The organism is Microvirga lupini, from assembly GCF_014191055.1.
Taxonomy (GTDB): domain Bacteria; phylum Pseudomonadota; class Alphaproteobacteria; order Rhizobiales; family Beijerinckiaceae; genus Microvirga; species Microvirga lupini_A.
The window spans coordinates 114,558-139,833 of record NZ_JACHWB010000002.1 but is presented as its reverse complement, the minus strand read 5'-3'; the positions used below and the strand labels follow the sequence as shown (position 1 = coordinate 139,833).

Annotated in this window: 25 protein-coding genes and 1 tRNA gene; 14 read left to right on the top strand and 12 right to left on the bottom strand. The window is 64.8% G+C overall.

The genetic code is table 11. The annotated features are described in order from the left end of the window. Nucleotides 1-5: 5 nt before the first annotated feature. The gene (locus tag FHR70_RS07710; protein WP_183448830.1) at nt 6-500 is read right to left on the bottom strand and encodes a hypothetical protein; all 495 of its coding nucleotides are present in this window, start codon (nt 498-500) and stop codon (nt 6-8) included. Nucleotides 501-621: 121 nt separating this feature from the next. Here FHR70_RS07710 and cysS point away from each other — a divergent pair, with 121 nt between their 5' ends. The 4 genes from cysS to FHR70_RS07690 all read left to right on the top strand — a co-directional run bounded on the left by cysS (nt 622) and on the right by FHR70_RS07690 (nt 4,854). Further along, nucleotides 622-2,091, top strand: a complete 1,470-nt coding sequence (gene cysS, locus FHR70_RS07705) for a cysteine--tRNA ligase (protein WP_183448828.1) — start codon at nt 622-624, stop codon at nt 2,089-2,091. A 175-nt stretch (nt 2,092-2,266) separates the two neighbouring features. Further along, nucleotides 2,267-2,776, top strand: a complete 510-nt coding sequence (locus FHR70_RS07700; RefSeq protein ID WP_183448826.1) for a GNAT family N-acetyltransferase — start codon at nt 2,267-2,269, stop codon at nt 2,774-2,776. After that, nucleotides 2,773-4,368: a citramalate synthase gene (gene cimA, locus FHR70_RS07695; RefSeq protein WP_183448824.1), complete on the top strand. Its 1,596-nt coding sequence runs from the start codon at nt 2,773-2,775 to the stop codon at nt 4,366-4,368. The genes FHR70_RS07700 and cimA overlap by 4 nt, the downstream gene beginning before the upstream one ends. A 36-nt stretch (nt 4,369-4,404) precedes the next feature. Then, nucleotides 4,405-4,854 (top strand): DMT family transporter, encoded by a 450-nt coding sequence (locus tag FHR70_RS07690; RefSeq protein ID WP_183448822.1) that lies wholly within the window; start codon nt 4,405-4,407, stop codon nt 4,852-4,854. Between the two features lie 110 nt (nt 4,855-4,964). Here the strand turns inward: FHR70_RS07690 and FHR70_RS07685 are convergent, their stop codons facing one another. Next, nucleotides 4,965-5,573, bottom strand: a complete 609-nt coding sequence (locus tag FHR70_RS07685; RefSeq protein ID WP_183448820.1) for an LOG family protein — start codon at nt 5,571-5,573, stop codon at nt 4,965-4,967. A 128-nt stretch (nt 5,574-5,701) separates the two neighbouring features. Between FHR70_RS07685 and FHR70_RS07680 the strand changes: the two genes are divergently transcribed. The 7 genes from FHR70_RS07680 (at nt 5,702) to FHR70_RS07650 (ending at nt 12,054) form a co-directional block, all read left to right on the top strand. After that, nucleotides 5,702-7,006, top strand: a complete 1,305-nt coding sequence (locus tag FHR70_RS07680; protein WP_183448818.1) for a LysM peptidoglycan-binding domain-containing protein — start codon at nt 5,702-5,704, stop codon at nt 7,004-7,006. A 117-nt stretch (nt 7,007-7,123) separates the two neighbouring features. Further along, nucleotides 7,124-9,040: an ABCB family ABC transporter ATP-binding protein/permease gene (locus FHR70_RS07675; protein ID WP_183448816.1), complete on the top strand. Its 1,917-nt coding sequence runs from the start codon at nt 7,124-7,126 to the stop codon at nt 9,038-9,040. A 54-nt stretch (nt 9,041-9,094) separates the two neighbouring features. Beyond that, on the top strand, nt 9,095-9,796 hold the full coding sequence (locus tag FHR70_RS07670) for a phosphatidylserine decarboxylase (RefSeq protein ID WP_183448814.1): 702 nt from the start codon (nt 9,095-9,097) through the stop codon (nt 9,794-9,796). A gap of 109 nt (nt 9,797-9,905) precedes the next feature. Next, nucleotides 9,906-10,754: a CDP-diacylglycerol--serine O-phosphatidyltransferase gene (gene pssA, locus FHR70_RS07665; RefSeq protein WP_183448812.1), complete on the top strand. Its 849-nt coding sequence runs from the start codon at nt 9,906-9,908 to the stop codon at nt 10,752-10,754. A gap of 185 nt (nt 10,755-10,939) precedes the next feature. Then, the gene (locus FHR70_RS07660) at nt 10,940-11,590 is read left to right on the top strand and encodes a Maf-like protein (RefSeq protein ID WP_343058754.1); all 651 of its coding nucleotides are present in this window, start codon (nt 10,940-10,942) and stop codon (nt 11,588-11,590) included. Nucleotides 11,591-11,672: 82 nt separating this feature from the next. Beyond that, the gene (yacG, locus tag FHR70_RS07655) at nt 11,673-11,876 is read left to right on the top strand and encodes a DNA gyrase inhibitor YacG (RefSeq protein ID WP_183448808.1); all 204 of its coding nucleotides are present in this window, start codon (nt 11,673-11,675) and stop codon (nt 11,874-11,876) included. Nucleotides 11,877-11,978: 102 nt separating this feature from the next. Further along, nucleotides 11,979-12,054: transfer RNA gene (locus tag FHR70_RS07650), tRNA-Phe, on the top strand. A 104-nt stretch (nt 12,055-12,158) separates the two neighbouring features. Here FHR70_RS07650 and FHR70_RS07645 read toward each other — a convergent pair. Beyond that, nucleotides 12,159-12,314 (bottom strand): hypothetical protein, encoded by a 156-nt coding sequence (locus tag FHR70_RS07645; protein WP_183448806.1) that lies wholly within the window; start codon nt 12,312-12,314, stop codon nt 12,159-12,161. A 276-nt stretch (nt 12,315-12,590) separates the two neighbouring features. Here FHR70_RS07645 and FHR70_RS07640 point away from each other — a divergent pair, with 276 nt between their 5' ends. Beyond that, a complete protein-coding gene (locus FHR70_RS07640) occupies nt 12,591-13,010 on the top strand; it encodes a hypothetical protein (protein WP_183448804.1) in 420 nt (139 codons plus the stop codon). Between the two features lies 1 nt (nt 13,011). Here the strand turns inward: FHR70_RS07640 and FHR70_RS07635 are convergent, their stop codons facing one another. From FHR70_RS07635 to hutI, 9 genes are all read right to left on the bottom strand, one after another. Beyond that, nucleotides 13,012-14,181, bottom strand: a complete 1,170-nt coding sequence (locus tag FHR70_RS07635; RefSeq protein WP_210277542.1) for a hypothetical protein — start codon at nt 14,179-14,181, stop codon at nt 13,012-13,014. A gap of 80 nt (nt 14,182-14,261) precedes the next feature. After that, nucleotides 14,262-15,053: an ABC transporter ATP-binding protein gene (locus tag FHR70_RS07630; protein WP_183448802.1), complete on the bottom strand. Its 792-nt coding sequence runs from the start codon at nt 15,051-15,053 to the stop codon at nt 14,262-14,264. Beyond that, nucleotides 15,050-15,826 (bottom strand): ABC transporter permease, encoded by a 777-nt coding sequence (locus FHR70_RS07625; protein ID WP_183448800.1) that lies wholly within the window; start codon nt 15,824-15,826, stop codon nt 15,050-15,052. Before FHR70_RS07625 ends, FHR70_RS07630 begins: the two co-directional genes overlap by 4 nt. 100 nt (nt 15,827-15,926) lie before the next feature. Continuing rightward, the gene (locus FHR70_RS07620; protein ID WP_183448798.1) at nt 15,927-16,868 is read right to left on the bottom strand and encodes an ABC transporter substrate-binding protein; all 942 of its coding nucleotides are present in this window, start codon (nt 16,866-16,868) and stop codon (nt 15,927-15,929) included. 182 nt (nt 16,869-17,050) lie between these two features. Then, the gene (locus FHR70_RS07615; protein ID WP_246407941.1) at nt 17,051-17,632 is read right to left on the bottom strand and encodes a HutD/Ves family protein; all 582 of its coding nucleotides are present in this window, start codon (nt 17,630-17,632) and stop codon (nt 17,051-17,053) included. Continuing rightward, nucleotides 17,632-19,296: a urocanate hydratase gene (gene hutU / locus FHR70_RS07610; RefSeq protein ID WP_183448796.1), complete on the bottom strand. Its 1,665-nt coding sequence runs from the start codon at nt 19,294-19,296 to the stop codon at nt 17,632-17,634. Before hutU ends, FHR70_RS07615 begins: the two co-directional genes overlap by 1 nt. Before the next feature lie 10 nt (nt 19,297-19,306). After that, the gene (hutG, locus tag FHR70_RS07605; RefSeq protein WP_183448794.1) at nt 19,307-20,140 is read right to left on the bottom strand and encodes an N-formylglutamate deformylase; all 834 of its coding nucleotides are present in this window, start codon (nt 20,138-20,140) and stop codon (nt 19,307-19,309) included. After that, on the bottom strand, nt 20,137-21,672 hold the full coding sequence (gene hutH, locus FHR70_RS07600; protein WP_183450140.1) for a histidine ammonia-lyase: 1,536 nt from the start codon (nt 21,670-21,672) through the stop codon (nt 20,137-20,139). The genes hutG and hutH overlap by 4 nt, the downstream gene beginning before the upstream one ends. 11 nt (nt 21,673-21,683) lie before the next feature. Next, nucleotides 21,684-22,886: an imidazolonepropionase gene (gene hutI / locus FHR70_RS07595; protein ID WP_183448792.1), complete on the bottom strand. Its 1,203-nt coding sequence runs from the start codon at nt 22,884-22,886 to the stop codon at nt 21,684-21,686. 152 nt (nt 22,887-23,038) lie between these two features. On the opposite strand from hutI, the gene FHR70_RS07590 reads away from it, so the two are divergent. Then, the gene (locus tag FHR70_RS07590) at nt 23,039-24,397 is read left to right on the top strand and encodes a formimidoylglutamate deiminase (protein ID WP_183448790.1); all 1,359 of its coding nucleotides are present in this window, start codon (nt 23,039-23,041) and stop codon (nt 24,395-24,397) included. 17 nt (nt 24,398-24,414) lie between these two features. Then, nucleotides 24,415-25,119, top strand: a complete 705-nt coding sequence (gene hutC, locus FHR70_RS07585) for a histidine utilization transcriptional repressor HutC (RefSeq protein ID WP_183448788.1) — start codon at nt 24,415-24,417, stop codon at nt 25,117-25,119. Nucleotides 25,120-25,276: the final 157 nt, after the last annotated feature.

The following is a 25,276-nucleotide window of genomic DNA, read 5'->3' as shown; positions in this document are numbered from 1 at the left end:
CGACCTCAGTTGGTGCAGGTCACCGATATCGGCGGCTCTTTGGGGCCGAAGGAGGCCTTCTGGATCGTTCCGGTCACCTCTTCCGCGGAGATCTGCCGGAAGGACACGGCCTTGGTGTAGCCGTGAGCCTCACACCAGGCGTTTGCCACAACTTGGCCACAAGCCTGGTTTGATATGAGGCACTCCGCGACGCCATAACCATCGGCGGCCGGGATCATGAAGGTCGCTTCGGTTGAAGAGGCCTGGGTACCATTGGGAAGCAGCGTCAGGGACGCGGCTGCGAAAAACACGACAGTACCCATTCCGAGCATGGCAAATGCGCGGCGCATCGAAGACCTCTTTGTTTGAACTCGTGCCATTATGTCACGAGTGTGCGTGAACAAAGCTCTAACGCGCTTGGCCGGAAGGCGTTTCATGCGGCCGTGCAAATTCAATATGATTACCAAATCGGAAATCTTGACGTTCTGAGCCTGAATCGGCATTGATGGCTTCATGAACACGGCAACGATCCTCATTTCCGGGATTATTTGCGGCTAGCGCACTTCGCTGGCTGGAGCCGTCTCGTTCTCATTCCAAGATCGAAACCCCCTCCGGCCCGCGGCCTGACAGGGGTATGGTTTCATGGCGGCCAAGCTTCGCCTCTACAACACGCTGACCCGATCGAAGGACGACTTCGTCCCGATCGACCCCGAGAACGTGCGCCTCTACGTCTGCGGACCCACCGTTTACGACTACGCCCACATCGGCAACGCCCGCCCGATCATCGTCTTCGATCTTCTCTTCCGCCTCTTGAGACATGTGTACGGCAGGGAAGCCGTGACGTATGTGCGCAATATCACCGATGTGGACGACAAGATTAACGCCCGCGCGGCCCGGGATTACCCAGGTGTGCCGCATAACGAGGCGATCCGGGTCGTGACGGGCAAGACCGAGGAGCAGTTCCACGCCGATATCCGGGCGCTCGGCGTGCTCATGCCCGAGGACGTGAACGAGGCGGGCCAGCCCCCGCGCTTCGTCGAACCGCGAGCGACCGAGCACATCGACGAAATGCGCATGATCATCGAGCGGCTGATCGCGCGGGGAGCGGCCTATGTGGCCGAGGAGCATGTGCTGTTCTCGGTCGCGGCCATGCAGAACCTGTCCGGCGTGCCGCAATACGGCGCCTTCTCCAAGCGCTCCCTCGACGAGCTGCTCTCCGGCGCCCGCGTGGATGTGGCGCCCTACAAGCGCGATGCCATGGACTTCGTGCTGTGGAAGCCCTCCGGTCCCCAGGACCCCGCCTGGCCATCGCCTGCCGGCATCCAGACGCCGGGCCGTCCCGGCTGGCACATCGAGTGCTCGGCCATGGCGTGGCGGCACCTGATCCAGGCCTTCGAGACCCGGCTCACCTGCGCCGACCCGACCGCCCGCGAGATCTTCGACATCCACGGCGGCGGCATCGACCTCGTGTTCCCCCACCACGAGAACGAGATCGCTCAGAGCTGCTGCGCCTTCGAGACGCCGCGCATGGCCAATGTGTGGATGCACAACGGCTTCCTGCAGGTGGAAGGCGAGAAGATGTCGAAGTCGCTCGGCAACTTCTTCACCATCAATGAGCTGCTGCAGGATTGGCCGGGGGAAGTCTTACGCTTCAACATGCTGCGCACCCATTATCGCCAGCCGATCGACTGGACGACGAAGGGGCTTGAGGAAAGCGGGAAGACCCTCGACCGCTGGTATGAGCTGGCGGGCAGGGGCGAGGCTGCTTTCCTTTCGGACCACATCGTCGAAGCATTGGCTGACGATCTGAACACGCCGAAGATGCTGGCCGAGCTTCATGCCCTCGACGGGCAGGGAGCTCACGAGGAACTTGGCGCGAACCTGCGTGCGCTCGGCTTCCTGCTCGAAGGGGCGGATGCCTGGAAGGCGCGCAAGCAAGCTGCGCTCAGCGTCGATCCTGCACAGGTCGAGGCGCTGATCGCTGCCCGCAAGGAGGCCCGTGCCTCGAAGAACTGGGCCGAGTCCGACCGCATCCGCGATGAGCTTGCGGCTTTGAATGTGGTGGTGAAGGACAACAAGGACGGCACCACAACCTGGGAGGTGGCGCGATGAGCCGTCTCCAACGCAATCAGCGTTCTGTTTTCCTCTGTCTTCATCCTGAGGAGGCGCGCAGCGCCGTCTCGAAGGAGCTTCCAGTGCGCTCTGGAGCCTCCTTCGAGACGCCTGCTCCGCAGGCTCCTCAGGATGAGGGGAGTGGAAGCTATCGCCGTAAAGAAGAGGTCGACTGATGGGACAGGCTTTGCCGAAACCGGGGCTTCGTCCCTTCCTGCCGGCGGATCTCCCGGTCCTCGTCGACATCTACGAGGAGAGCATCGCGGAACTGACCGGTGAGGATTACAGCGAGAGCCAGCAGGAAGCCTGGATCGCTCGCGCCGAGGACGATGCCTTCGCCGAAAAGCTCGCGAAGAGCCTCACGCTGATCGCCACCGTCGAGGGGTCTCCCGTCGGCTTCATCGCTCTCAAGGACAACGAGCTGATCGAGCTGCTCTACGTGCATCCCGCCGTGGCCGGGCAGGGCATCGGCACGATGCTCTACGATGCGATCGAGAAGCTTGCCGGCGCGCGGGGAGCCGTGCGTCTGGTTGCCGAGGTCAGCGACAACGCGCTGCCCTTCTTCCAGAAGCACCGGTTCCAGCCGCAGCGCCGCAACACCATGCCGCTGGGCGATGAATGGCTCGGCACCACCACGATGGAAAAGCGACTGACGCCAACCGAGGACAGGAAGTTGTCATCATGAGCCGAGACCGCGTCACTCTCTTCGACACCACCCTGCGCGACGGGGCGCAAACGACCGGGGTCGATTTTTCCTTCGAGGACAAGAAGGCGATCGCAGCGCTCCTCGACCGGCTCGGCATCGACTACGTGGAAGGCGGCTATCCTGGGGCGAACCCGCTGGATACCGCCTTTTTTGCTGAGAAACGCACGAAGAACGCCAAGTTCACGGCCTTCGGCATGACGAAGCGGGCGGGCCGTTCCGTGTCGAACGATCCCGGCGTCGCGGCTTTGCTCGAGGCTGAGGCCGATGCGATCTGTTTCGTGGCCAAGGCCTGGGATTACCATGTGCATGTGGCGCTGGAGACCTCACTGGAGGAGAACCTCGCCGGCATCCATGAAAGCGTCGAGGCCGCCCGCGCCAAGGGCCGCGAGGTGCTCGTCGATTGCGAGCATTTCTTCGACGGCTACAAGGCCAACCCCGAATATGCGCTTTCCTGCGTGAAGACCGCCTATGAGGCCGGTGCGCGCTGGGTCGTGCTCTGCGACACCAATGGCGGCACGCTGCCTCACGAAGTGACGGAGATCGTCTCGGCGGTGACGAAGGTGGTGCCGGGCGCGCATCTCGGGATTCACGCCCATGACGATTGCGGCTGCGCGGTCGCCAATTCCCTCGCGGCCGTGGAGGCGGGAGCGCGCCAGATCCAGGGCACGCTCAACGGCCTCGGCGAGCGCTGCGGCAACGCCAATCTCATTACGTTGATCGGCGCCCTGAAGCTGAAGGACGGTTATGCCTCCCGCTTCGATCTCGGCGTCACCGACGAGACACTGGGCCAGCTCACCCACGTGTCGCGGCAAGTGGACGAGATCCTCAACCGCCAGCCCAACCGCCACGCGCCTTTCGTTGGTTCCAGCGCCTTTGCCACGAAGGCCGGCATCCATGCCTCAGCCGTGCTGAAGGATCCGCACACCTACGAGCATGTGGAGCCGGAGGTCGTCGGCAATGCCCGAAAAGTTCTCGTGTCGGATCAGGGCGGCCAGTCGAACATCCTGGCGGAACTCAAGCGCTGCGGCTTCGATCTGGAGAAGGGCGATCCGCGCATCGCCCGCGTGCTCGACGAGGTGAAGCGCAAGGAGGCGCAGGGCTTCGCCTTCGAGGGCGCCGACGCGTCCTTCTATGTGCTCGTCAAGCGCATGCTCGGCGAGGTTCCGGCCTTCTTCGACGTGGAGCGCTTCTCCGTGAATGTGGAGCGCCGCTTCAACGCCGTCGGCGAACTCGTCACCGCGTCAGAGGCCATCGTGAAGGTCCGCGTCGGCGACGAGGTGCTGATCTCGGCGGCTGAAGGCAACGGCCCGGTGAACGCGCTCGATGTCGCCCTGCGCAAGGATCTCGGCAAGTACCAGCATCTGATCAAGGACCTGGAGCTCGTCGACTATAAGGTGCGCATCTATCAAGGCGGTTCGGACGCGGTGACGCGCGTGCTCATCGAATTCGCGGACGGCACAGGCGAGCGCTGGACCACCATCGGCGTCTCGCCCAACATCATCGATGCGTCGTTCCAGGCGCTGACGGATTCGATGATCTACAAGCTGTTGAAGGGCGGGGCGGCGCTGTAGTACGGCGTTGCCTCCACCCTTTTCTCAGGCGATCCCATGAACATCTCGATCCTGCTGCCGCTCCTGGGCATCCTCCTAGGCGGCATGTTTCTCGCGGCTCAGGCCCCGATCAACGCGGCACTGGCGAGGAGTCTCGGCGATCCGATCCTGGCGGCCTGCATCTCCTTCGGGGTCGGCTTCGTCATCCTGGCCGTGCTCAGCGCCGTTCGCGGCGCATGGCCGTCCGGCGGCGGCATCGCCGCTGCACCCTGGTGGTCCTGGCTTGGCGGCTTTCTGGGCGCCTTCTATGTCGCCATCGTCATCTGGGGCGTGCCGCAGCTCGGCGTCGTCAGCACCGTGGCAGCCCTCATTTTCGGACAGGTGGCCGCCGCCCTGATCCTGGATGCGGTCGGAGCCTTCGGGCTTCCCGTCCAAGCAATCACTTGGCAGCGGCTTCTGGCAGCGGGCATGATCCTGGGTGGACTTGTGCTGTCGCGGTCGGGATAGAAGCCGGTCCTAAAGCATCGGACGTGAATTCGAACTCACATTCGTTGCTTTGAGTTTTTGGTGACGCATCTTTTCACGCAAAACCGGTATCCATTTTTGCGTTCGATGCTCTAGAACTGGCTCTCGATGGCTTCCTCATTGCCCACGATCCCCACCCGGCGGGCGGCATTCTCGAGCATCGGGATCACTTCCTCAACGCGCTCGGCTACAAGATAGTTGAGCTCCAGCCCGGGGCGGATGAAGCCCTGGTCGCGCATGTGGGCGATGAGAGTGAGCAGGGGCTTCCAGAAGCTCTTGGTGCTGAGCATGAGGATCGGCTTGGTGTGGCGGCCGAGCTGCGACCAGGTCATCTGCTCGACAAGCTCCTCCAGGGTTCCGATGCCGCCGGGCATGGCCACGAAGGCGTCGGCCTTCTCGAACATCAGCCGCTTGCGGGTGTGCATGTCCGGCACGACGACGGTCTCCTGCACATCGTCAAGGAGCTTCTCGCGGGACTTCAGGAAGTCGGGGATGATCCCTGTGACATAACCGCCGTGATCGAGGACCGACTGGGCCACGGTGCCCATCAGGCCCACATTGCCGCCGCCATAGACGAGATTGATTCCCTGTTCGGCCATGGAACGGCCCAAAGCCGCCGCATTCTCAGCGAAAACGGGGTCGTCTCCGAAACCGGAGCCGCAATAGACGCAAATGGATTTGATCAATTTCACAGATGACATGGGCATTTCGGGGAGGCGGGGAGCCCCCCTGGCTGAGTCGTAGAGCATTATTTGTCCTTTATGGCCGTAGCCTTTTGAAAGATAAACGGATTAAATGGCGGAAAGTGCCGCGTTTGAGAAAAAGCATCATGGCGCATCCGAAAGAGTTAAAGGGCACGATCGCGCTTCTCGGCGCTGCCGCCGCAGCCGTCGTCGCGGTGCTTCTCGGCGTGCTTTACTGGTCCTGGTCAGGAAAGCCTGAACCCTCGCAGAGTGCCGCGCCCGCTCAGACGGCCCAGCCTTCCGCGCCGCCGGCACAGCCGGCGCCAAGCCAGCAGCAGGCAGCCGCCAAGCCCGGCGAGGCGCCCCCGGCCCAGGCTAAGGAAGCCGGGGTGGTTCCGTCCTTCGACCTCGTGCGCGTCGAGCCTGACGGAGAGAGCGTGATTGCCGGCCGCGCGGCCCCCGGCGCCACCATCGAGCTTCTGCGCGGCGACCAGGTCCATGCCCGCGCAGCCGCCGACGCGTCAGGGCTCTTCGCCATCGTGCCGCCGCCCCTGCCGCCCGGGTCCCATCAGGTGGTGCTGCAATCCATCGCGCCGGATGGAACGCGTCAGCGCTCCGCCCAGGCCGTGACGGTCGTCATCACGGACGGCAAGACCCGGCCGCTGGTGACCCTCACGTCTCCGGACACGCCCACGGTGGTGCTGTCGAACCCCGAGCCGCCAGCGGCCAAGGTCGCCGAGGCGCCGGATCCTGACGCCAAGCCCACCGAGCCCGCCACTCCTCCTGCGCCCCAGCAGGCGGGTGCTGCTCCGGCCGTCTCCCCGCCGGCGCCGGCCGCCCCGGCTGCGCCCGCAGCCCGGCCTGAGATCAAGATCGTGACGGTCGAGACGGAGGAGGGGAAGCTCTATGTGTCCGGTCAGTCCTCGCCGGGAGCCACGATTCGGCTCTACCTCAACGAGAGCTTCATCGCTCCCGGTGGAGCCGGTGGCGACGGCAAGGTTTCCTTCTCCATCGCCAGTGGCGTGAAACCCGGCGATTATCGAATCCGTCTGGACGATGTGGATCCGGTCTCCGGCCAGGTCCGGTCCCGGGCGGAGGTCGGCTTCAACGTGCCGGTCCAGGTTGCTTCGGCCCAGCCCCAGGCTCCAGCAACGGCTCAGCCGCGCGTGTCCGGCACCCCGGCGACCCAGTCTCAGACCTCTCGCGACATCGCCTCGGCCTTGCCTGAGGCACAGGTGGCCGGTGCCGGCACGGTGGTGATCCCCAACATCAACACCGCCATCGTGTCCCGTGGCGACAACCTCTGGCGCATCAGCCAGCGGGTTTACGGCAAGGGCCTACGCTATACGGTGATTTTCGGTGCGAACCAGGAACAGATCCGCAACCCGGATCTGATCTATCCGGGCCAGGTCTTCGTCCTGCCGGGCGAGCAGGAGCCGAAAAGCAACTAGTTCGATCAGGAGCTTGGCTCCTCCTGGCCCGGCCGCACAGGACATTCGCCGAAGCAGGGTGAATTCACCCGGATGATCGCCTATATCGAGGTCCAAGTTTCGATTGGATCCTCACCTATGCCTCCCTCCACCGCCGTCCCGACGACTGGCGCAGCCCGGCCTCAGCCGAGCGGCTTGACCTCCACCTGGAAGAAGCTCTGGCCCTATATCTGGCCCCACGGTCGGCCTGATCTCCAGCGGCGGGTCTTCCTGGCCTTTGGCCTGCTTCTGGTCGCCAAGGGCGTCACGATGGTCACGCCGTTTGCCTTCAAATGGGCCACGGACGCGCTCGTGGCCGTCACGAGCAGCGGCAATTCGGCGACGGAGGCGGCCGCCACGACCGGCTCGTGGATCTGGAAGGCTCCGATCCTGCTGACCGCGATCTACGGCCTCACCCGCATCCTCATGGCGGTGCTGACGCAGGTCCGCGACGGCATCTTCGCCAAGGTGGCCATGCATGCGGTGCGGCAGCTCGCCCTGCAGACCTTCGAGCATATGCACCGCCTTTCCCTGCGCTTCCACCTGGAGCGCAAGACCGGCGGCCTGACCCGCGTGCTCGAGCGCGGCCGCGAAGGCATCGAGGAACTGTCGCGCCTCGTGGTGCTCACGCTGCTTCCCACAATCCTCGAATTCGTCCTTGTGCTGGGCCTCCTCGCCTGGGAGTTCAACTGGGTCTATTCGGCCGTCGTCTTCGTGATGGTGGTGATCTATCTCGCCTATACCTACAAGGCGACCCAGTGGCGGATCTCGATCCGCAAGCAGATGAACGACTCGGATACGGATGCCAACACCAAGGCGGTGGACTCGCTTCTGAACTACGAGACGGTGAAGTATTTCGGCGCCGAGCAGCGGGAGACTGCCCGCTACGACCGCTCCATGGAGCGCTACGAGAAGGCCTCGACTCAGACCTACACGTCGCTCGCCGTGCTCAATGCCGGACAGGCGGTGATCTTCTCCATCGGCATGGCCATCGTGATGGTGCTGGCCGCGCGGGACATCATGGCGGGCAACGCCTCCATCGGCAGCTTCGTGCTGGTCAATGCCATGCTGGTGCAGCTCTACATCCCGCTCAACTTCATGGGCATGCTGTATCGCGAGATCAAGCAGGCGCTGATCGACATCGACGACATGTTCCAGATCATCGACCGCAATCCCGAGATCCAGGACAAGCCGGGCGCCATGCCGCTCCAGGTCAACCAGGCGGTGGTGCGCTTCGAGGACGTGCATTTCGCCTACATCCCCGAGCGGCCCATCCTCAAGGGCGTGAGCTTCGAGGTGCCGGCCGGGCATACGGTGGCCATCGTCGGCCCGTCGGGAGCCGGAAAGTCCACTATCTCCCGCCTGCTGTTCCGGTTCTACGAGCCCAACAGCGGCCGCATTCTCATCGACGGGCAGAACATCGCCGAGGTGCAGCAGGCTTCCTTGCGCAAGGTGATCGGCATGGTCCCGCAGGACACGGTGCTGTTCAACGACACCATCGGTTACAACGTCCAGTACGGCCGCTGGGACGCGACGCCCGAGGAGGTGAGGGAGGCCGCTCGCCTCGCCCAGATCGACCGATTCATCGGCCTTCTGCCGGAGGGGTACGACACGCCCGTGGGCGAGCGCGGCCTTAAACTCTCAGGGGGTGAGAAGCAGCGCGTGGCTATCGCCCGCACCATCCTGAAAGCGCCCCCGATCCTGGTGCTCGATGAGGCGACCTCGGCGCTGGACACCTTCACCGAGAAGGAGATCCAGGATGCCCTCGACCGCGTCAGCCGCGGGCGCACCACCCTGGTGATCGCCCACCGGTTGTCCACAGTCATCGGCGCCGACGAGATCATCGTCCTCGACCACGGGCAGGTGGTTGAGCGCGGCGACCACGCGACCCTTCTGGCCCATGGCGGGGTCTATGCCGCCATGTGGAACCGCCAGCGCGAGGCCGATGAGGCTCGCGAGGCCCTCAAGCGGGCCGAGGAGGAGGAGGAACGCAGCCCCGAGAGCGTGGCAGGTTGACGGGAAGCTTTATGCCTGCCATCCCCACGCAAACCTTCTTAGGGCTGTGAAAGAATGACCGATATCCTGGAATCGATGCGCCGCATCTTCGTGCCGATCCACAAGGAGGGCTATCCCTTCATCCTGATCGCGCTCTTTGCGACGATCGTGCTGGCCTGGCTCTGGTCGCCGCTGGGCTGGATCGGCGCCATCCTGACCGTGTGGGTCTGCTACTTCTTCCGCGATCCGCCGCGGGTGACGCCCGTTCGCGAGGGCCTCGTGGTCTCCCCGGCCGATGGCCGCGTGAACCTCATCACCACTGCCGTACCCCCGGCGGAACTCGACCTGCCGCCCGAGCCCATGACCCGGATCTCGGTGTTCATGAACGTGTTCGACTGCCACGTGAACCGCTCGCCGGTCACGGGCCGGATCACGCAGATCCTCTATACGCCGGGCCTGTTCCTCAATGCCGAGCTCGACAAGGCGAGCGAGGACAACGAGCGCAACGCCCTCGTCATCGAGACGGCCAACACCAAGATTGGCGTGGTCCAGATCGCCGGCCTCGTGGCCCGCCGCATCGTGTCCTTTGTGAAGGTGGGCAATCACCTGAGCACCGGCGAGCGCTTCGGCCTGATCCGCTTCGGCTCCCGCCTCGACATCTTCGTGCCGCTCAACGCCCAGGTTCTGGTCGGCCTCGGCCAGACGGCCGTTGCGGGCGAGACGGTGCTGGCCGATCTGACCGCCAACGAGCCGGCGCGCGAGTATCGGGTCGGGTAGGCGGCTTTCGGAAAACTGGCCCTCGAATGAATCGGAGCTGTTCCCATGACGGGGGAAACACCTCCGATCTTGGTTGCCGGTTAAGCTGGCACCCCCTAGATGTCATGGCATGAGCGACCTTTTTCCTCCCTTCGCCCCCGATCCCAACGAGCCGCGCAAGCGGCTCTTCAAGCCGGTTCCGGTTCGGGTCATCATCCCGAACATCATCACCCTGATCGCCCTGTGCCTGGGGCTCACCGCGATCAGGCTGGCCTTCGAGGGCCGCTACGAGCCGGCGGTCGTGGCCATCGTGGTGGCGGCCTTGCTGGACGGGATCGACGGCCGGGTGGCGCGCATGCTCAAGGGCACGTCCCGGTTCGGCGCGGAGCTCGACTCCCTGGCGGACTTCGTCAATTTCGGCGTGACGCCGGCCCTCATCCTCTACAGCTTCCTGCTGAACGAATTGAAGGCGATCGGGTGGATCGCCGTGCTGGTCTTCGCCATCGCGATGGTGCTGCGTCTCGCCCGCTTCAACGTGATGCTGGACGATCCTCACCGGCCCGAGTGGAAGAAGAACTTCTTCACCGGCATGCCGGCGCCGGCGGGCGCGCTCACCTCGATGCTGCCCCTCTATCTCTCGTTCCTGGGCGTCCCGATGGGGCCTGCCGCCGCTCCCATCGCCCTGGTCTACCTGCTGGGTCTGGCCTTCCTGATGGTGTCCACCATCCCGGTCTATTCGGGCAAGACCATCGGATTGAGGGTGCCGCGCCATTGGGTTCTGCCGATCTTCGTCCTGTCGGCGGCCGTCTTCGGACTTCTGGCGAACTTCCCCTGGGAGATGCTCACGGCCATCACCGTGCTGTTCCTCGGCTCGATCCCCTTGAGCGTCATGCGTTACCGTCAGCTCGACCGCGCCCATGCCGCACAGTCGGTGCAGCCGCAGCCGGCAGAGTCCGAACAGGGGCCGCCTGCCGCTTGATTCAAGTCCTGCCGGTGCCATGTTGTCACCGGGCTTAAGCGTTAGGGCATCGTGCGGAAAAGTGGATCCGGTTTTCCGCACCAACGATGCTCTCATGTATAGAGGTAGCATCGGATCGATCCCAAAAGGGCAAATCCACCTTTGGGTCCGATGCTTTAGTGAATTCCCGGAGCGTGGAGAGAAAAGTGGCGTCGTCTTCAGAGGTGTCGAATCCCGCAGCGCGCTCGAAGCTCGTTCTCGCGTCCGCCTCGCCCCGCAGGCTCGCCCTTCTGCAGCAGGCCGGCATCGAGCCCGACGCGCTTCTGCCGGCCGACGTGGACGAGACGCCCCTGAAGAACGAGAGCGCCAAGGAACTGGCCAAGCGCCTGGCCCGCTCGAAGGCCGAGGTGGCCCGGAAGGTGGCCCGCACCCGCGAGGACCTGAAGAACTCCTACATCCTCTCGGCCGATACGGTCGTGGTGGTCGGCAAGCGGGTTCTGCCCAAGGCCGAGGTGGTCGATGAGGCGGCAGGCTGCCTGCGCCTGCTCTCGGGCCGCCAGCACCGGGTCTACACCTCAGTCTGCCTGATCACCCCCAAGGACACGGTTCGCGAGCGTTTCGTGGAGACGCGGGTGCGCTTCAAGCGCCTGTCGCGGGACGAGTTCGAGCGCTACCTCGCCTCGGGCGAGTGGCGCGGCAAGGCCGGCGGCTATGCCATCCAGGGGCTCGCCGGCACCTTCGTGGTCAAGCTCGTCGGCTCCTATACCAATGTGGTCGGGCTGCCTCTCTACGAGTCCGTCGCCCTGCTCGACGGGGAGGGCTATCCCGTCCGCTTCTCCTGGCTCGACGCCGCCTGAGGTTGCTTCCGAGCACAGATCGATCTTGCATCGGGCTGAGACAGCAACCACGTTGCGGCTTTCAAAGGAAAGGAGGCGAGGGATGAACGCCGCCAACGAGAACAAACCCCTGGCCTCGACCGGCAAATGCCCGATCTGCGGCAAGCCCAGCGAACCGCAATACCGGCCGTTCTGCTCCCGGCGCTGCGCCGATGTGGATTTGAACCGCTGGCTGACCGGCAGCTATGCCATTCCGGTGGTCGAGAGCGAGCCCGACGACCCGGACGAGGACCGCCGGGAGACGTGATCCGATCCGGGTCGAATTTTTCTCCTCCGACCCGCTGGACAGCGGGTCTTTGTCTGACTATACACCCCTCCACGACGCGCACGGCCTCGCCGCGCATCGGATGCCCAGGTAGCTCAGTTGGTAGAGCATGCGACTGAAAATCGCAGTGTCGGTGGTTCGATTCCGCCCCTGGGCACCACTTACCCCTCCATGATATCCCAAAGGTTTGAAGGTCGTCGGCGCTAACGATCTATGCTGATGCAGTAGGCATTTTTGCCATGCGTGTCTTGGGATCCTGCAGGATCAGGGACGCGGCTTCACGCGGGCCAGCACGGTCGTCTGCTCTGGGGCGAAAGCCTTGATGGCTTCGCCGAAGAGGGCGCCGATCAGAAGGCCGCTGATGATAATGAGCGGCAATGGCTGCCAGTCGATCTTTCGCCCCTTTAAAAATCTACTCATCCCACAATCCTCCCTCCACGCAGGTGAGCGCCAGCCATATAGACCGTGCGTTCGCGGTGCATGGTCGCGAGAAACCCTCACACCTGCGGCCATAGCGATTCCCGCCATGACCCATCCGGTTGCGCGGATGCTCTTGCTCGTGCGCCAAGCTACCACACGGCCGAAACGAAAAGATTGGTTTTTCCTTTACTCCAAAAGAGGTACACAAATGTTGCGCGATGCCCCAAGGAGGGCGCATTTCTAGTCCTATTGGATGATGCCGAGCTGGATGCCCCGATGACGGACCTGACATCACTGAAGGAAATCATCCGTCAGACATGGCGGGATGACGAAATGGCCTCGGCCGCCTCCTACGGCATTGATGCCTATGCGAAGCGCTGGCCGTTCGTTTACATGGTCAATGACTGGGACGTATGGAGCGAGCAGGGGAAGAGCCTGAGGCCTGAGGTCGTCACGTGGCTGGAGCAGCATGGCGGCGCGTGCGACTTCTACCACCTGCTCGACGCCTGGGGGCTTGTTGGCTTCAAGAATGCGAAGGCGGCCAGCCATTTCAAGCTCCGCTGGTCCGGTGTGCTGAAGGCGGTGCCCTCGTCAGGCGAGGCTTGGACCCCGCACCCGCACAACAGCTCCTTTGCTCCGGCTCCCTACGAGGAACCAGCCCTGCGGGCTCGCAGCGCTCAACGCGCCGTGCGCTGAGCTACTTCTTCGCGCAGATCGCCCGGGCGATCATGCCCTTGGGGCTTTCGGTCGTGGAGAAGCAGTATACGCCCGCCTCGTCCATGCCGAATTGGTCGCCGCGGTTGCAGGTGCCGTTGACCGGATACTCATCCTCATCGCAGCGGGCCGTGCAGCGAGCCTGAGAGGCGCATTCCTGCACGAAAACCCTGAGGATCGTTCCTGCCAAGCCTGGCTTGCCTTCCGGGCCTGTCCTGCCCTCAGGCCCGGGCGGTCCAGCGGGGCCTGTCAGACCGGCAGGGCCGATCGGGCCCAGGGGGCCAGGAGGGCCGATAGGTCCGATCTCACCGGCAATGCCCTGGGGGCCGGGAGGGCCTGCAGGCCCGGCCATGCCGAGGGCTCCAACAGGTCCCGGAGGTCCTGCGGGTCCCGCTGGCCCGGCCGGACCCGGCTCCCCTCTCGGTCCCGGGACGCCTTGAGGCCCATGGGGACCCTGATGTCCCGCCAGACCTTGCGGACCCTGTGGGCCCGGAGGTCCGGGCGGTCCTTCGGGGCCTGCCGGGCCAACGGGGCCAGGTTGTCCTTCTGCGATCGTGCGTGTCTCCGGGCTGCCGGGAGGTCCAGGAGGGCCGGCAGGACCCTGCGGACCCATGGGGCCGACTGGTCCCGGAGGACCATCACGACCGGGTTCGCCCTGGGGGCCGGGCGGGCCAACCGGCCCGATCTCACCGGCGACACCCTGCGGGCCGGGAGGTCCTCCGGGCCCGGCGGGTCCTTGCGGACCTGGGGCTCCGTCTCGTCCAGGTTCGCCTTGAGGCCCCGTCGGGCCGGCCGGTCCAGGCTGGGCGGGAGGAATGGCTGCAGCCGCAGCCGCAGGGCCTCTCTGGCCGCAGAAGCCGATCACCACCTGACGCTGCTCGTCCTCAGCTTGGAGATTCACGATGCAGGTGGCGGGATGATAGGCGAGACGGAAGGTGAAGCGTCCGTTGGCATCCGTTCTCGTCTGATGCTTCTCGTCGAGCGTGATCGGTGCCTGTCGCGGTTTGCTCAATCGTCCGACAACACGCAACTCCCCACCCGTGATCATGGCCTGGTCGATCATGATATCGGCCATGGCGGGCGACAGGCTCGCGATGAAGATGGATCCGGCTAACAGGCGCTTGAGCATCATGCCTTCCCCGCTCAGAGACACGAAGCGTCTCTTGAACGGGGGCACCGGGTCAATTCATCCGGAAGGGATATCTCGGAAGCGCGTCGCGCCCGCAAACAATATCAGTGGACGCCTTCCGCCTGCATGGCCTCGACGCGGATCTCTTCCGTCAGCTGTGCCTTCAGTGCAGAGAATTCCGGCGTGGTCTTCATCCGGTAGTGGCGCGGATGGGGCAGGTCGACTGGGATATCGGCTTTGATGCGACCGGGGCGGGCCGACATGACGATGACCCGGGAGGCGAGGAAGATCGCTTCCTCGATGTCGTGGGTGACGAAGAGCACCGTCTTGCGCTCCCGCTCCCAGATGCCGAGCAGCAGTTCCTGCATCAGGCCACGGGTCTGGTTGTCGAGGGCGCCGAAGGGCTCGTCGAGCAGCAGGATCTCCGGATCGTTGGCGAGCGCACGGGCGATGGCGGTGCGCTGCTGCATGCCGCCGGAGAGCTGCTTGGGATAATGGTTCTCGAAGCCGCGCAGGCCCACTTTTTCGGTATAGGAGGCGACGATCTCCTGGCGCTGCGCTTTCGGCACGCCCTTCTCGCGCAGGCCATAGGCGATGTTCTCGGCAATCGTCAGCCACGGGAACAGGGTGTAGGACTGGAACACCATGCCCCGATCGGCACCGGGACCCTTGATCTCGCGCCCGTTGAGCAGCACGCGCCCGTTGCTCGGCCGGTCGAGACCCGCAACGATGCGCAGGAGCGTCGACTTTCCGCAGCCGGACGGGCCCAGAATGGTGATGAAGTCGTTCTGCCCCACCTGCAGGTTCGTGGGCTCGAGCGCCCGCACGGGCGCGCCGCCGCGCACGCCGGGGAACACGCGCGAGACGTTGTCGATCTGGAGGATCGTGTTGCTCATGCGAGCCTCCACGGGAAGAGGGTTCGGTTGACGGCCTTGAACAGGAAGTCGGAGATCAACCCGATGATGCCGATGATGATGATGCCGAAGATCATCTGCCCTGTGGCGAGAAGCGCCTGGCTGTCGATGATCATGTGCCCGATGCCCGACGAGGAGCCGATGAGCTCGGCCACGATCACATAGGTCCAGGCCCAGCCGAGCACGAGACGCAGGATCTCGGCGATCTCCGGCGCATTCGCCGGGATGAGCACGCGCTTCACCACGCCCTGGTCGCTGGAGCCCAGGGTGTACGCAGCCTCCACGAGATCGCGCCGCGTGTTGCCTACAGCCACCGCCACCATGAGGATGATCTGAAACACCGAGCCGATGAAGATGACGAGCAGCTTCTGCATCTCGCCGATGCCGGCCCAGAGAATGAGAAGCGGCACGAAGGCCGAGGCAGGCAGGTAGCGGGCGAAGGACACGAAGGGTTCGAGGAACGCCTCGAAGGATTTGTAGGCGCCCATCATGATGCCGAGCGGCACCGCGATGGCTGCGGCGAGCACGAAACCGCCGACCACGCGCCAGACCGTGATGCCGATGTCGCCCAGGAACCCGAAGCGCGTGAGCAGCAGCCAGCCGTCCTGCAGCATGGTGATCGGATCGGCGAGGAACGTGCGCGACACGAAGCCGCCCAGGGTCGCGAAGGCCCAGGCCGCCACGAAGAGGACGAAGAAGGAGATGCCGAGCGTGACGCGCGCGCCCTGGCTGACGGGTTCGAGAGGACGAGGCATAGGGGATCCGCTCTGCGGTCCGCAGCACATGCTCGGACCGCCAGGATGACACAATGATCAGGCGGCCCGCATGGAATCGGACCGCCTTCGCAAGAATGCGTTACTGGATGAAGCTGGTGTCGGCCAGCGCTTCCATATCCGGCTTCTGCTTGATGATGCCGGTCTCGAGCAGCAGGTCGGCGGCTTCGGCCGAGAAGGTCTTGAACTCGCCCGCGAAGAACTTCTTGTTCGCCTCGCGGTCCTGCCAGCGCAGGAACTGAGCCGACTTGCCGAAAGCCTCGCCCGTCTGCTTCACGTCCGCGCCCATGATCTCGTAGGCCTTGGCCTGATCCTTGGCGATCATGTCGAGGGCCTCGAAATAGCTGTCGGCGAGGGCCTTGGCGGCCTTCGGGTTGTCGGTGAGGAATTTCGGCGTGCAGCCAAAGGTGTCCATCACGGCCGGATAGTCGAGGGTTGTTGCAATGATCTTGCCGGATTGCGGCGCAGCGCGCACGGACGAGAGGTAAGGCTCGTAGGTCATGGCCGCATCGTTCTGCCCGGCGATGAAGGCTTGGGCAGCAGGGCCCGGCTCCATGTTGACCACGGTCACGTCCTTCACCGAGAGGCCGTTCTTCTTCAGCATCCAGGAGAGCACGAAGTAGGGCGACGTGCCGGGCGCGGAGGCCGCCACCTGCTTGCCCTTGATGTCCTTGATCGAGCCCACGTCATTGCGCACGACCATGCCGTCGGCGCCGAAGCTCTTGTCGAGCTGGAAGATCTGCTTGGTGGGCACGCCGTTGGCGTTCCAGACAATCCAGGTCTCCACCGTGGTGGCGGCGCATTGGATGTCGCCGGACTGGATGGCGAGGTGGCGGCTGGCCTGCGGCACCTTCTTGATCGTCACGTCGAGGCCGTTCTTCTTGAAGATGCCTGCTTCCTTCGCGAGCGTCAGGGGCGCAAAGCCCGTCCAGCCCGAGATGCCGACAGCCACCTTCGTCTCCTGCGCCGAGGCGGACCCTGCCGCCAGCGCCAACACGGCCAAACCACCCAATAAAGCCTTCATTGCAGCCTCCGTTCTTTCAGTTCCCTGACTCGTTCTGCCGACCGTTCCCCTGGAAGGTTTCATCTCTCGGGCGGCGTTCTTCTATGAGTGCGCGAATGGCACCATGCCGGAGCGGCAATGTCAAATGTATAGACATTTCATCTTGCTCCTGTTTTGGGCACCATAAGCCGAAAATTGATCTGCTATGCCGGCGCTTCGGGCGCGATCTCGACGAGGATCGCCCGGCCTGTGCCGGAGAGCAGGACGAGATCCTGTGTTGCCTCCAGCATCAGCGTGTCGAGCACCTGAAGCGAATGGATCGTCGAATCGAGGGTCACGTCGAACGAGCCGTCCAGGGCGACGAGGAACGCCACGTCGGTTCCCTCGGCCAGCAGCGCCACGCCGGATTCCACGAACCGCGTCCGGTGGTGGAACTGCCCACGCCGGGTCATGACGTTGAGGTCGCGGATCGGTCCTCCGAGGAGCCGGCCGGTCGTGATGTCGTCGCCGGAGAAGGAGAGCTTGGGGGAAGCCTTGTCGAGCCGATAGGCGATGCCCTCCACATCGAGTTCGATGCCGTTGCCTTCGACCACGATCAGCGTGCGGTCGATCCCCGGAAAGAGCGAGAACGGCCCGTCGGAGGCGACATCCGCCATGCTGATGCGCCATCCGAACGTGTCGAATCCGGAGCCTTCGGGAAAGGCGGCGACCTCCGCGGTCGTGCCGCCACCATTCTTCCAGGGAACGCGAACGAGATCCTCGTTGCGGATGACGCTCGCCATCATCAGCGCAGGCTCGGCAGGTTGAGGCCGTGCTCGCGGGCACAATCGATGGCGATGTCGTAGCCCGCATCCGCATGGCGCATCACGCCGGTCGCCGGATCGTTCCAGAGCACGCGCTCGACGCGCTTGGCCGCTTCCGTCGTGCCGTCGCAGACGATCACCATGCCGGAATGCTGCGAGAAGCCCATACCCACGCCGCCGCCATGGTGCAGCGACACCCAGGTGGCGCCCGACGCGCAGTTGAGCAGCGCATTCAGCAGCGGCCAGTCGGAGACGGCGTCCGAGCCGTCCTTCATGGCCTCCGTCTCGCGGTTCGGGCTAGCGACCGACCCGGAATCGAGGTGGTCGCGGCCGATCACGATCGGCGCCTTCAATTCGCCCTTGGCCACCATCTCGTTGAAGGCGAGACCAAGGCGGTGACGGTCGCCGAGGCCAACCCAGCAGATACGCGCGGGCAGGCCCTGGAATTTGATGCGTTCCTTGGCCATGTCGAGCCAGTTGTGCAGGTGCTTGTTGTCGGGCAGCAGCTCCTTCACCTTGGCGTCGGTCTTGTAGATGTCCTCCGGGTCGCCCGAGAGCGCGCACCAGCGGAACGGCCCGATGCCGCGGCAGAAGAGGGGGCGGATATAGGCCGGTACGAAGCCCGGGAAGTCGAAGGCGTTGTCGACGCCTTCTTCTTTCGCCATCTGGCGGATGTTGTTGCCGTAATCGAGGGTCGGCACGCCGGCCTTGTAGAAATCCAGCATGGCGCGAACGTGTTCGGCCATGGATTGCTTGGCGGCATGCTCGACGGCCTTGGGATCGGTCTCGCGCTTGGCTTCCCACTCGGCGAGCGTCCAGCCCTTCGGCAGGTAGCCGTTGATCGGATCATGCGCCGAGGTCTGGTCCGTCACAGCGTCAGGACGGATGCCGCGCCGGTAGATCTCAGGGAAGATCTCTGCGGCGTTGCCGAGAAGTCCAACGGACACGGGCTTCCTGTCGCGGCAGGACTGCTCGATGATGGCAAGCGCTTCGTCGAGCGTGTCGGCGCGCTGGTCCACATAGCCCGTGCGCAGGCGCATCTCGATGCGGCTCGGCTGGCACTCGACTGCCAAACACGAGGCTCCCGCCATCGTCGCGGCGAGCGGTTGCGCGCCGCCCATGCCGCCAAGGCCACCGGTGAGGATCCAGCGGCCGGAGAGATCACCGTTATAGTGCTGGCGGCCCACCTCCACGAAGGTCTCGTAGGTGCCCTGCACGATGCCCTGGGTGCCAATATAGATCCAGGAGCCGGCCGTCATCTGGCCGTACATCATGAGCCCCTTGCGGTCGAGCTCGTGGAACTTGTCCCAAGTGGCCCAATGCGGCACGAGATTGGAATTGGCGATCAGCACGCGCGGCGCATCGGCGTGGGTGCGGAACACGCCGACGGGCTTGCCCGACTGCACGAGCAGCGTCTCGTCCTCATTGAGGTTCTTCAGGGCCGCTACGATGCGGTCGAAGCTGTCCCAGTCGCGCGCGGCGCGGCCGATACCGCCATAGACCACGAGCTCACCGGGCTTCTCGGCGACCATCGGATCGAGGTTGTTCATCAGCATGCGCAGGGGCGCCTCGGTCAGCCAGCTCTTGGCCGACAGGTCGGTACCATGGGGGGCGCGGATCACGCGGGCGTTGTCGATGCGGGTCATGGGATGATCCTCAAGCGTTCGAATGGGCGAAGGTGAGACAGGTCTGGAGAATGAGAGTGAGCGTGGCCCGCATAGGCGCGGCATAGGCCTCGTCGTAAGCGGTCGGCCATCTGCCCTCGGAGACGGGCCCAAGCGGTTCGCGCATGTAGCCGCGGCAGGCGAGTTCCATCTGGACGGCATGGACACCGGCCTCAGGGCGCCCAAGGCTGCGCGTGATGTAGCCGCCCTTGAATCGGCCGTTGACCACACGGCTGAAGCCGCTGCCGACGCAGATCTTCTCGATGGCATCGCTTAGAGATTGAGCGCAGGTCGTGCCGCCATTGGTGCCGATGTTGAAGTGGGGCAGGGTGCCGTCGAACAGGCGCGGAATGACCGAACGGATCGAGTGGCAATCGTAGACCACCACGTCGGCGTGCCGGGAGCGCAGGCGCTCGATCTCGGTGCGGAGGGCTGCATGATAGGGATCGAAAAACTGGGCGCGGCGCTCGGCGACCTCCTCGGTCGTCGGCTCCTTGCCCTGCTCGTAGAGCGGCTCCCCGTCGAAGGTTGTCGTCGGGCAGAGCTCCGTCGTCGCCTGTCCCGGATAGAGCGACACGCCGGATGGATCGCGGTTCACGTCGATCACCGTGCGGGAGATCGTGGTGCGGATCACGGTGGCGCCGAGGCCGGCGGCGAAGTCGTAGAGCCGTTCGATCCACCAGTCGGCATCCTTGCGGGCGAGCCAGGGTGAGACGAGGTCGCGTTCATACTCGGCCGGGATGTCCGTGCCGGTGTGTGGCAGGCTCACCACGAGGGGCGCGTCGCCACGGGTGACGGTCAGCCAATCGGGAATGGCACTGCTCATCGCGCCGCCTCATCCGTGACCAGCGGCAGCACATCGCCGCCAATGGCATCCGCGAGCGCTCCCGAGGCGACGAGAGCCGTGGCCACTTCCATTTCGGGCGCCATATGGCGGTCATCGTCGAGATGCGGAATCTGCGCACGCAGCAGGGCACGGGCACGCTCAAGGGACGCGCTCGACGTCATCGGAGCGTGGAAGTCGCAGCCCTGGACGGCGGCGAGGTACTCGATGCCGATGACATTGGCTGTGTTCATCGCCATCGGCAGGAGCCTGCGTGCGCCATGGGTGGCCATGGACACGTGGTCTTCCTGGTTGGCCGAGGTGGGAATGGAATCGACGCTTGCTGGGTAGGCACGCTGCTTGTTTTCGGAGACCAGCGCCGCCGCCGTCACCTGCGGAATCATGAAACCGGAATTCAGACCGGGCTTCGGCGTAAGGAAGGCAGGCAGACCCGAGAGCGCCGGGTCGACCAGCATAGCGATGCGCCGCTCGGCCAGCGAGCCGATCTCGCACAGCGCCATGGCGATCATGTCGGCAGCAAAGGCCACCGGCTCCGCATGGAAGTTGCCGCCGGAAATGACCTCGCCCGTGTCGGAGAACACGAGCGGGTTGTCGGAGACGCCGTTCGCCTCGGTGCCCAGCGTCTCTCCTGCCTGACGCAGCAGGTCAAGCACCGCACCCATCACCTGCGGCTGGCAGCGCAGGCAATAGGGGTCCTGCACGCGGTCGTCATTGGTGAGATGGGATGCGCGAATGGCGCTGCCCTGCATCAAGGCGCGTAACGCAGCTGCCACCTCGATCTGGCCGCGATGGCGACGCAGCTTCTGGATCCGCGCGTCGAACGGCCCGTCCGATCCTTTGGCCGCATCGGTCGCCAGCGCTCCGGTGACGAGCGCTGCCTGGAACACGCGCTCGGCCTCGAACAAGCCTGCGAGGGCAAGCGCAGTCGAGACCTGCGTGCCGTTGAGAAGCGCCAGGCCCTCCTTGGGCCCGAGCACAAGTGGTGTGAGACCGGCGCGGGCAAGAGCCGCTTCCGCCTTCACGCGCACGCCATCGACGAAGAACTCGCCGACGCCCATGAGGGCTGCGGTCATATGGGCCAGCGGGGCGAGATCGCCTGAGGCGCCGACCGAGCCCTGGCCGGGAATGACCGGAATGAGCCCCGCCTGCAGGCAGGCGGTCAGATGCTCGATGGTGGACCACCGCACGCCCGATGCCCCTTGAGCGAGGCTCGCGAGCTTAAGGGCCATCACCAGACGAACGACAGAAACAGGAAGCGGCTCGCCGACGCCGGCGGCATGCGAGAGCACGATATTGCGCTGGAGCGTCGCGAGGTCGGCGGTGCCGATGCGCACACTCGCGAGCTTTCCGAAACCGGTATTGATGCCGTAGACCGGCTCACCCTTGGCCACGATGGCTTCGATGGTCTTCGCGCCGGCCTCGATGGCGGCACGGCAATCCTGATGGAGGGTGACGTCTGCGCCGAGATAGACGCGGCGCCAGTCGGCGAGAGACACGGAGCCGGGGTGAAGCATTCCATTATGTGTCACTGTCCCCTCCAGACACGGGCGTGAAGCGGGTTGAAGCCGATGCGGTAGACGAGCTCCGCCGGCCGTTCGATATTCCAGATCGCGAGATCGCAGCTCTTGCCGGGCTCAAGCGTGCCGATCTCATTGAGCTTGCCGAGTGCGCGGGCCGCTTCGCGGGTGACGCCGGCGATGCATTCCTCGACATTCATGCGGAACAGCGTCGCGCCCATGTTCATGGTGAGCAGCAGAGAGGTCAGCGGCGAGGTGCCGGGGTTGCAGTCGGTCGCCAGCGCCATGCGGGTGCCGGCCTTGCGGAAGGCGGCAATCGGCGGAACTTTCGTCTCTCGCAGCATGTAGAAGGCGCCCGGCAGCAACACCGCCACCGTGCCGGCCTTCGCCATAGCGGCAGCGCCCTCCTCATCGGTGTATTCGAGGTGATCGGCCGAGACTGCGCCGTGATCGGCCGCGAGCTTTGCGCCATGCAGGTTGGAAAGCTGGTCGGCGTGAAGCTTGGTCTTGAGGCCAAGTGCCTTGGCGGCATCGAACACCCGCGCGGTCTGCGCGGGCGAGAACGCGATGCCCTCGCAGAAGGCATCGACCGCATCGGCCAACCCTTCACGCGCCAAGGCCGGCAGCATCTCGCGGCAGACCTTCTCTATAAAGGCATCCTTGTCGCCGTTCGCTTCGGGCGGCAGGGCATGGGCACCGAGGAAGGTGGTGGTGACGGAGACGGGGCGCTCTTCGCCTAAGCGGCGCGCGGCACGCAAGGAGCGAGCCTCGGTTTCCAGGTCGAGCCCGTAACCCGATTTGATTTCGACAGTGGTGCAGCCCTCGGCCATCAGATGGTCGAGGCGGGGCAGGGCGCTCGCCACAAGCTCGTTCTCGCTCGCCGCGCGGGTGGCTTTGACGGTGGAGACGATGCCGCCGCCGGCACGGGCGATCTCCTCATAGCTCGCGCCGTTGAGACGCAGCTCGAACTCATGCGCCCGGTCGCCGCCATAGACGAGGTGGGTGTGGCAATCGACGAGCCCTGGAGTGATCCAGCGGCCCTCGCAGTCGATTCGCTCTTCTGCATCCCAGCCTGCGGGCATGTCCTGCGTCGGGCCGACAAAGGCGATGCGGCCATCCTTGGCGGCAACGGCTCCGTCCTCGACGATTCCAAGACCGTCGCCCTTGAGCGTGGCAAGGCGAGCGTTGAGCCAGACCCGGTCGAAGCGCATGTTCCTGCTCCGGTGCTTTAGCGATAATGTCTATACATAATCGCGAATGATCGATATTGTCTAGACGTATTCGATCGGTTTTGATGGTCTCGGGTCGGCGTGGCTTTTTGGCGGCTGCCAGTGGCCAAGCCGCCCCGGCAAAGGTGATAGCGATGCGCAGGTTCCTTCTCGATCATGCTCTCCTCCCGGGCGGCTGGGCCCGAAATGTGGGTCTCGCCATCGAGGGTGGGATGATCGCTGCCGTCGAGCCTGACGCCTCAGCCGAGGGGCGGGAGCGCATCGCCGGGATCGCTCTGCCTGGATTGCCCAACCTGCACAGCCATACCTTCCAGCGTGGCATGGCGGGGCTCGCCGAGACGCGCGGGCCGCAAGGGGACAGCTTCTGGACATGGCGGCAGGTGATGTACCGCTTCCTCGGCTCGCTGACGCCGGACGATGTGGAGGCCATCGCGGCCTTCACCATGATGGAGATGCTGGAGGGCGGCTTTACGGCGTTGGCCGAGTTCCACTACCTCCACCACGATGCCGAAGGCCGCCCCTACGGCGATATCGCGGAGCTCTCCGGGCGCATCGCAGCGGCCGCGCAGGACACCGGCATGGGCCTGACGCTGCTGCCGGTGTTCTATGCACAGGGCGGTTTCGGCGGTGCTGCGCCCTCGGAGGGGCAGCGCCGGTTCATCAACGATGTCGGGAGCTATGCCCGCCTCGTCGAAGGCGCCCGCAAGGCCGCGGCGAAAGTCGATGATGCCGTCGTCGGCATCGCGCCTCACAGCCTGCGCGCGGTCACGCCGGAGAGCCTCAGAGATGTCGTCGCCATGGCGGGCAGGGGGCCGATCCACATCCACATCGCCGAGCAGGTGAAGGAGGTGGAGGATTGCCTCGCCTGGTCGGGGCAGCGCCCGGTGGCGTGGCTGCTCGATCACGCTTCTGTCGATCAGCGCTGGTGCCTGATCCACGCGACGCATCTCGACGCGCAGGAGGTGAAAGGCATCGCCGCAAGCGGTGCCGTGGCGGGCCTGTGCCCGATCACCGAGGCCAATCTCGGGGACGGTATTTTCGAGGGCGTCAGTTATCTCTCAGCCGGTGGACATTTCGGTGTCGGGTCGGATTCCAACATCGAGATTTCGGCAGCCGGCGAGCTCAAGCAGTTCGAGTACAGCCAGCGCCTGAAGCACCGCGCCCGCAATGTCCTGGCGGAGCGCGAAGGCCAGTCGACGGGGCGCAGCCTCTACGAGAAGGCTCTGACAGGCGGAGCTCAGGCGCTCGGTCGACGGATCGGTGCAATCGCTGAAGGCAACCGCGCCGATCTTGTCGTGCTCGATGGCGATCACCCGGACCTCGCTGCCGTCTCTGGCGACCGTTGGATCGACTCCTACCTTTTCGTGGCCGGTAAGTCCGCCATCGATACAGTGTTTGTTGCAGGCAGAGCCGTGGTCATGAGCGGCCGGCATGTGAACCGCGAGGCGATCCGCGCCCGTTACGCCCGCGCCATGGCGCGCATCCTGGCCTGAGAGACGACGGCGACGGCATGAAACATCTGCACCAGCGCATCCGCGACGACATTGAGGCCAAGATCATGTCCGGCGAATGGGCGCCGGGCTACCGCATTCCTTTCGAGCATGAGCTGATGGCCGAATACGGCTGCTCGCGTATGACCGTGAACAAGGTGCTCTCGACGCTCGCCGCCAATGGCCTCATCACACGCCGGCGCCGCGCAGGAACCGTTGTGGCAGAGCCGAGCAGCCAGCAGGCCGTGCTGCAGATCCAGGACTTCGCCCTTGAGGCGGCCCGCGCCGGGGTCGAGTACCGCTTCAAGATCCTGCACCGCTCCATCGAGCCCATCGATGCCGCTGCGGCGCAACGCACCGGCCTGCCGGCAGGCACCAGGATGCTCTGTCTTTCCACATTGCATGTGATGGATGACGTGCCTCAGGCCTTAGAGCAGCGCCTGATCAACCTCGCCACCGTGCCCGAGGCCGACAAGGAGACCTTCAAGGACGATCCCCCGGGCACATGGCTGCTGCGGCGCGTGCCCTGGACGGATGCGGAGCACATCGTTCGCGCGGTGAATGCGGATGGTGCGATGGCCAAGCGGCTTGGTGTTCAGACGGGAACCGCGTGTCTCGTGCTGGAGCGCCGCACGTGGCAGGCGGGCGCCTTCGTCACCGAAGCGCGGATCACCTACCCGGGCGACCGGCATCAATTGGTTGGCCGCTTTTCACCGGTTGCGTGAGAGGTGGTGTCATCTCCGGACGTGTTCCGTGGATCCCCATCTTATTACCTCAGCCCTCATCCTGAGGAGCAGCCGTGAGGCTGCGTCTCGAAGGATCGTCCAGCGTCCTCTGGAGCCTCCTTCGAGACGGTCGCTTAAGCGACCTCCTCAGGATGAG

Bases quoted from the DNA above. Each gene is read 5' to 3' on its own strand.
- hutU (WP_183448796.1), bottom strand. From the start codon at position 19,296: ATGACCCGCATCGACAACGCCCGCGTGATCCGCGCCCCCCATGGTACC.
- hutG (WP_183448794.1), bottom strand. From the start codon at position 20,140: ATGAGCAGTGCCATTCCCGATTGGCTGACCGTCACCCGTGGCGACGCG.
- hutI (WP_183448792.1), bottom strand. From the start codon at position 22,886: ATGCGCTTCGACCGGGTCTGGCTCAACGCTCGCCTTGCCACGCTCAAG.
- FHR70_RS07645 (WP_183448806.1), bottom strand. From the start codon at position 12,314: ATGAGTAGATTTTTAAAGGGGCGAAAGATCGACTGGCAGCCATTGCCG.
- FHR70_RS07670 (WP_183448814.1), top strand. From the start codon at position 9,095: ATGACCGATATCCTGGAATCGATGCGCCGCATCTTCGTGCCGATCCAC.
- hutC (WP_183448788.1), top strand. From the start codon at position 24,415: ATGAAACATCTGCACCAGCGCATCCGCGACGACATTGAGGCCAAGATC.
- hutH (WP_183450140.1), bottom strand. From the start codon at position 21,672: ATGCTTCACCCCGGCTCCGTGTCTCTCGCCGACTGGCGCCGCGTCTAT.
- FHR70_RS07640 (WP_183448804.1), top strand. From the start codon at position 12,591: ATGACGGACCTGACATCACTGAAGGAAATCATCCGTCAGACATGGCGG.
- cimA (WP_183448824.1), top strand. From the start codon at position 2,773: ATGAGCCGAGACCGCGTCACTCTCTTCGACACCACCCTGCGCGACGGG.
- FHR70_RS07675 (WP_183448816.1), top strand. From the start codon at position 7,124: ATGCCTCCCTCCACCGCCGTCCCGACGACTGGCGCAGCCCGGCCTCAG.
- pssA (WP_183448812.1), top strand. From the start codon at position 9,906: ATGAGCGACCTTTTTCCTCCCTTCGCCCCCGATCCCAACGAGCCGCGC.
- FHR70_RS07700 (WP_183448826.1), top strand. From the start codon at position 2,267: ATGGGACAGGCTTTGCCGAAACCGGGGCTTCGTCCCTTCCTGCCGGCG.
- FHR70_RS07625 (WP_183448800.1), bottom strand. From the start codon at position 15,826: ATGCCTCGTCCTCTCGAACCCGTCAGCCAGGGCGCGCGCGTCACGCTC.
- FHR70_RS07615 (WP_246407941.1), bottom strand. From the start codon at position 17,632: ATGATGGCGAGCGTCATCCGCAACGAGGATCTCGTTCGCGTTCCCTGG.
- FHR70_RS07680 (WP_183448818.1), top strand. From the start codon at position 5,702: ATGGCGCATCCGAAAGAGTTAAAGGGCACGATCGCGCTTCTCGGCGCT.
- cysS (WP_183448828.1), top strand. From the start codon at position 622: ATGGCGGCCAAGCTTCGCCTCTACAACACGCTGACCCGATCGAAGGAC.
- FHR70_RS07690 (WP_183448822.1), top strand. From the start codon at position 4,405: ATGAACATCTCGATCCTGCTGCCGCTCCTGGGCATCCTCCTAGGCGGC.
- yacG (WP_183448808.1), top strand. From the start codon at position 11,673: ATGAACGCCGCCAACGAGAACAAACCCCTGGCCTCGACCGGCAAATGC.
- FHR70_RS07630 (WP_183448802.1), bottom strand. From the start codon at position 15,053: ATGAGCAACACGATCCTCCAGATCGACAACGTCTCGCGCGTGTTCCCC.
- FHR70_RS07590 (WP_183448790.1), top strand. From the start codon at position 23,039: ATGCGCAGGTTCCTTCTCGATCATGCTCTCCTCCCGGGCGGCTGGGCC.
- FHR70_RS07620 (WP_183448798.1), bottom strand. From the start codon at position 16,868: ATGAAGGCTTTATTGGGTGGTTTGGCCGTGTTGGCGCTGGCGGCAGGG.
- FHR70_RS07685 (WP_183448820.1), bottom strand. From the start codon at position 5,573: ATGTCATCTGTGAAATTGATCAAATCCATTTGCGTCTATTGCGGCTCC.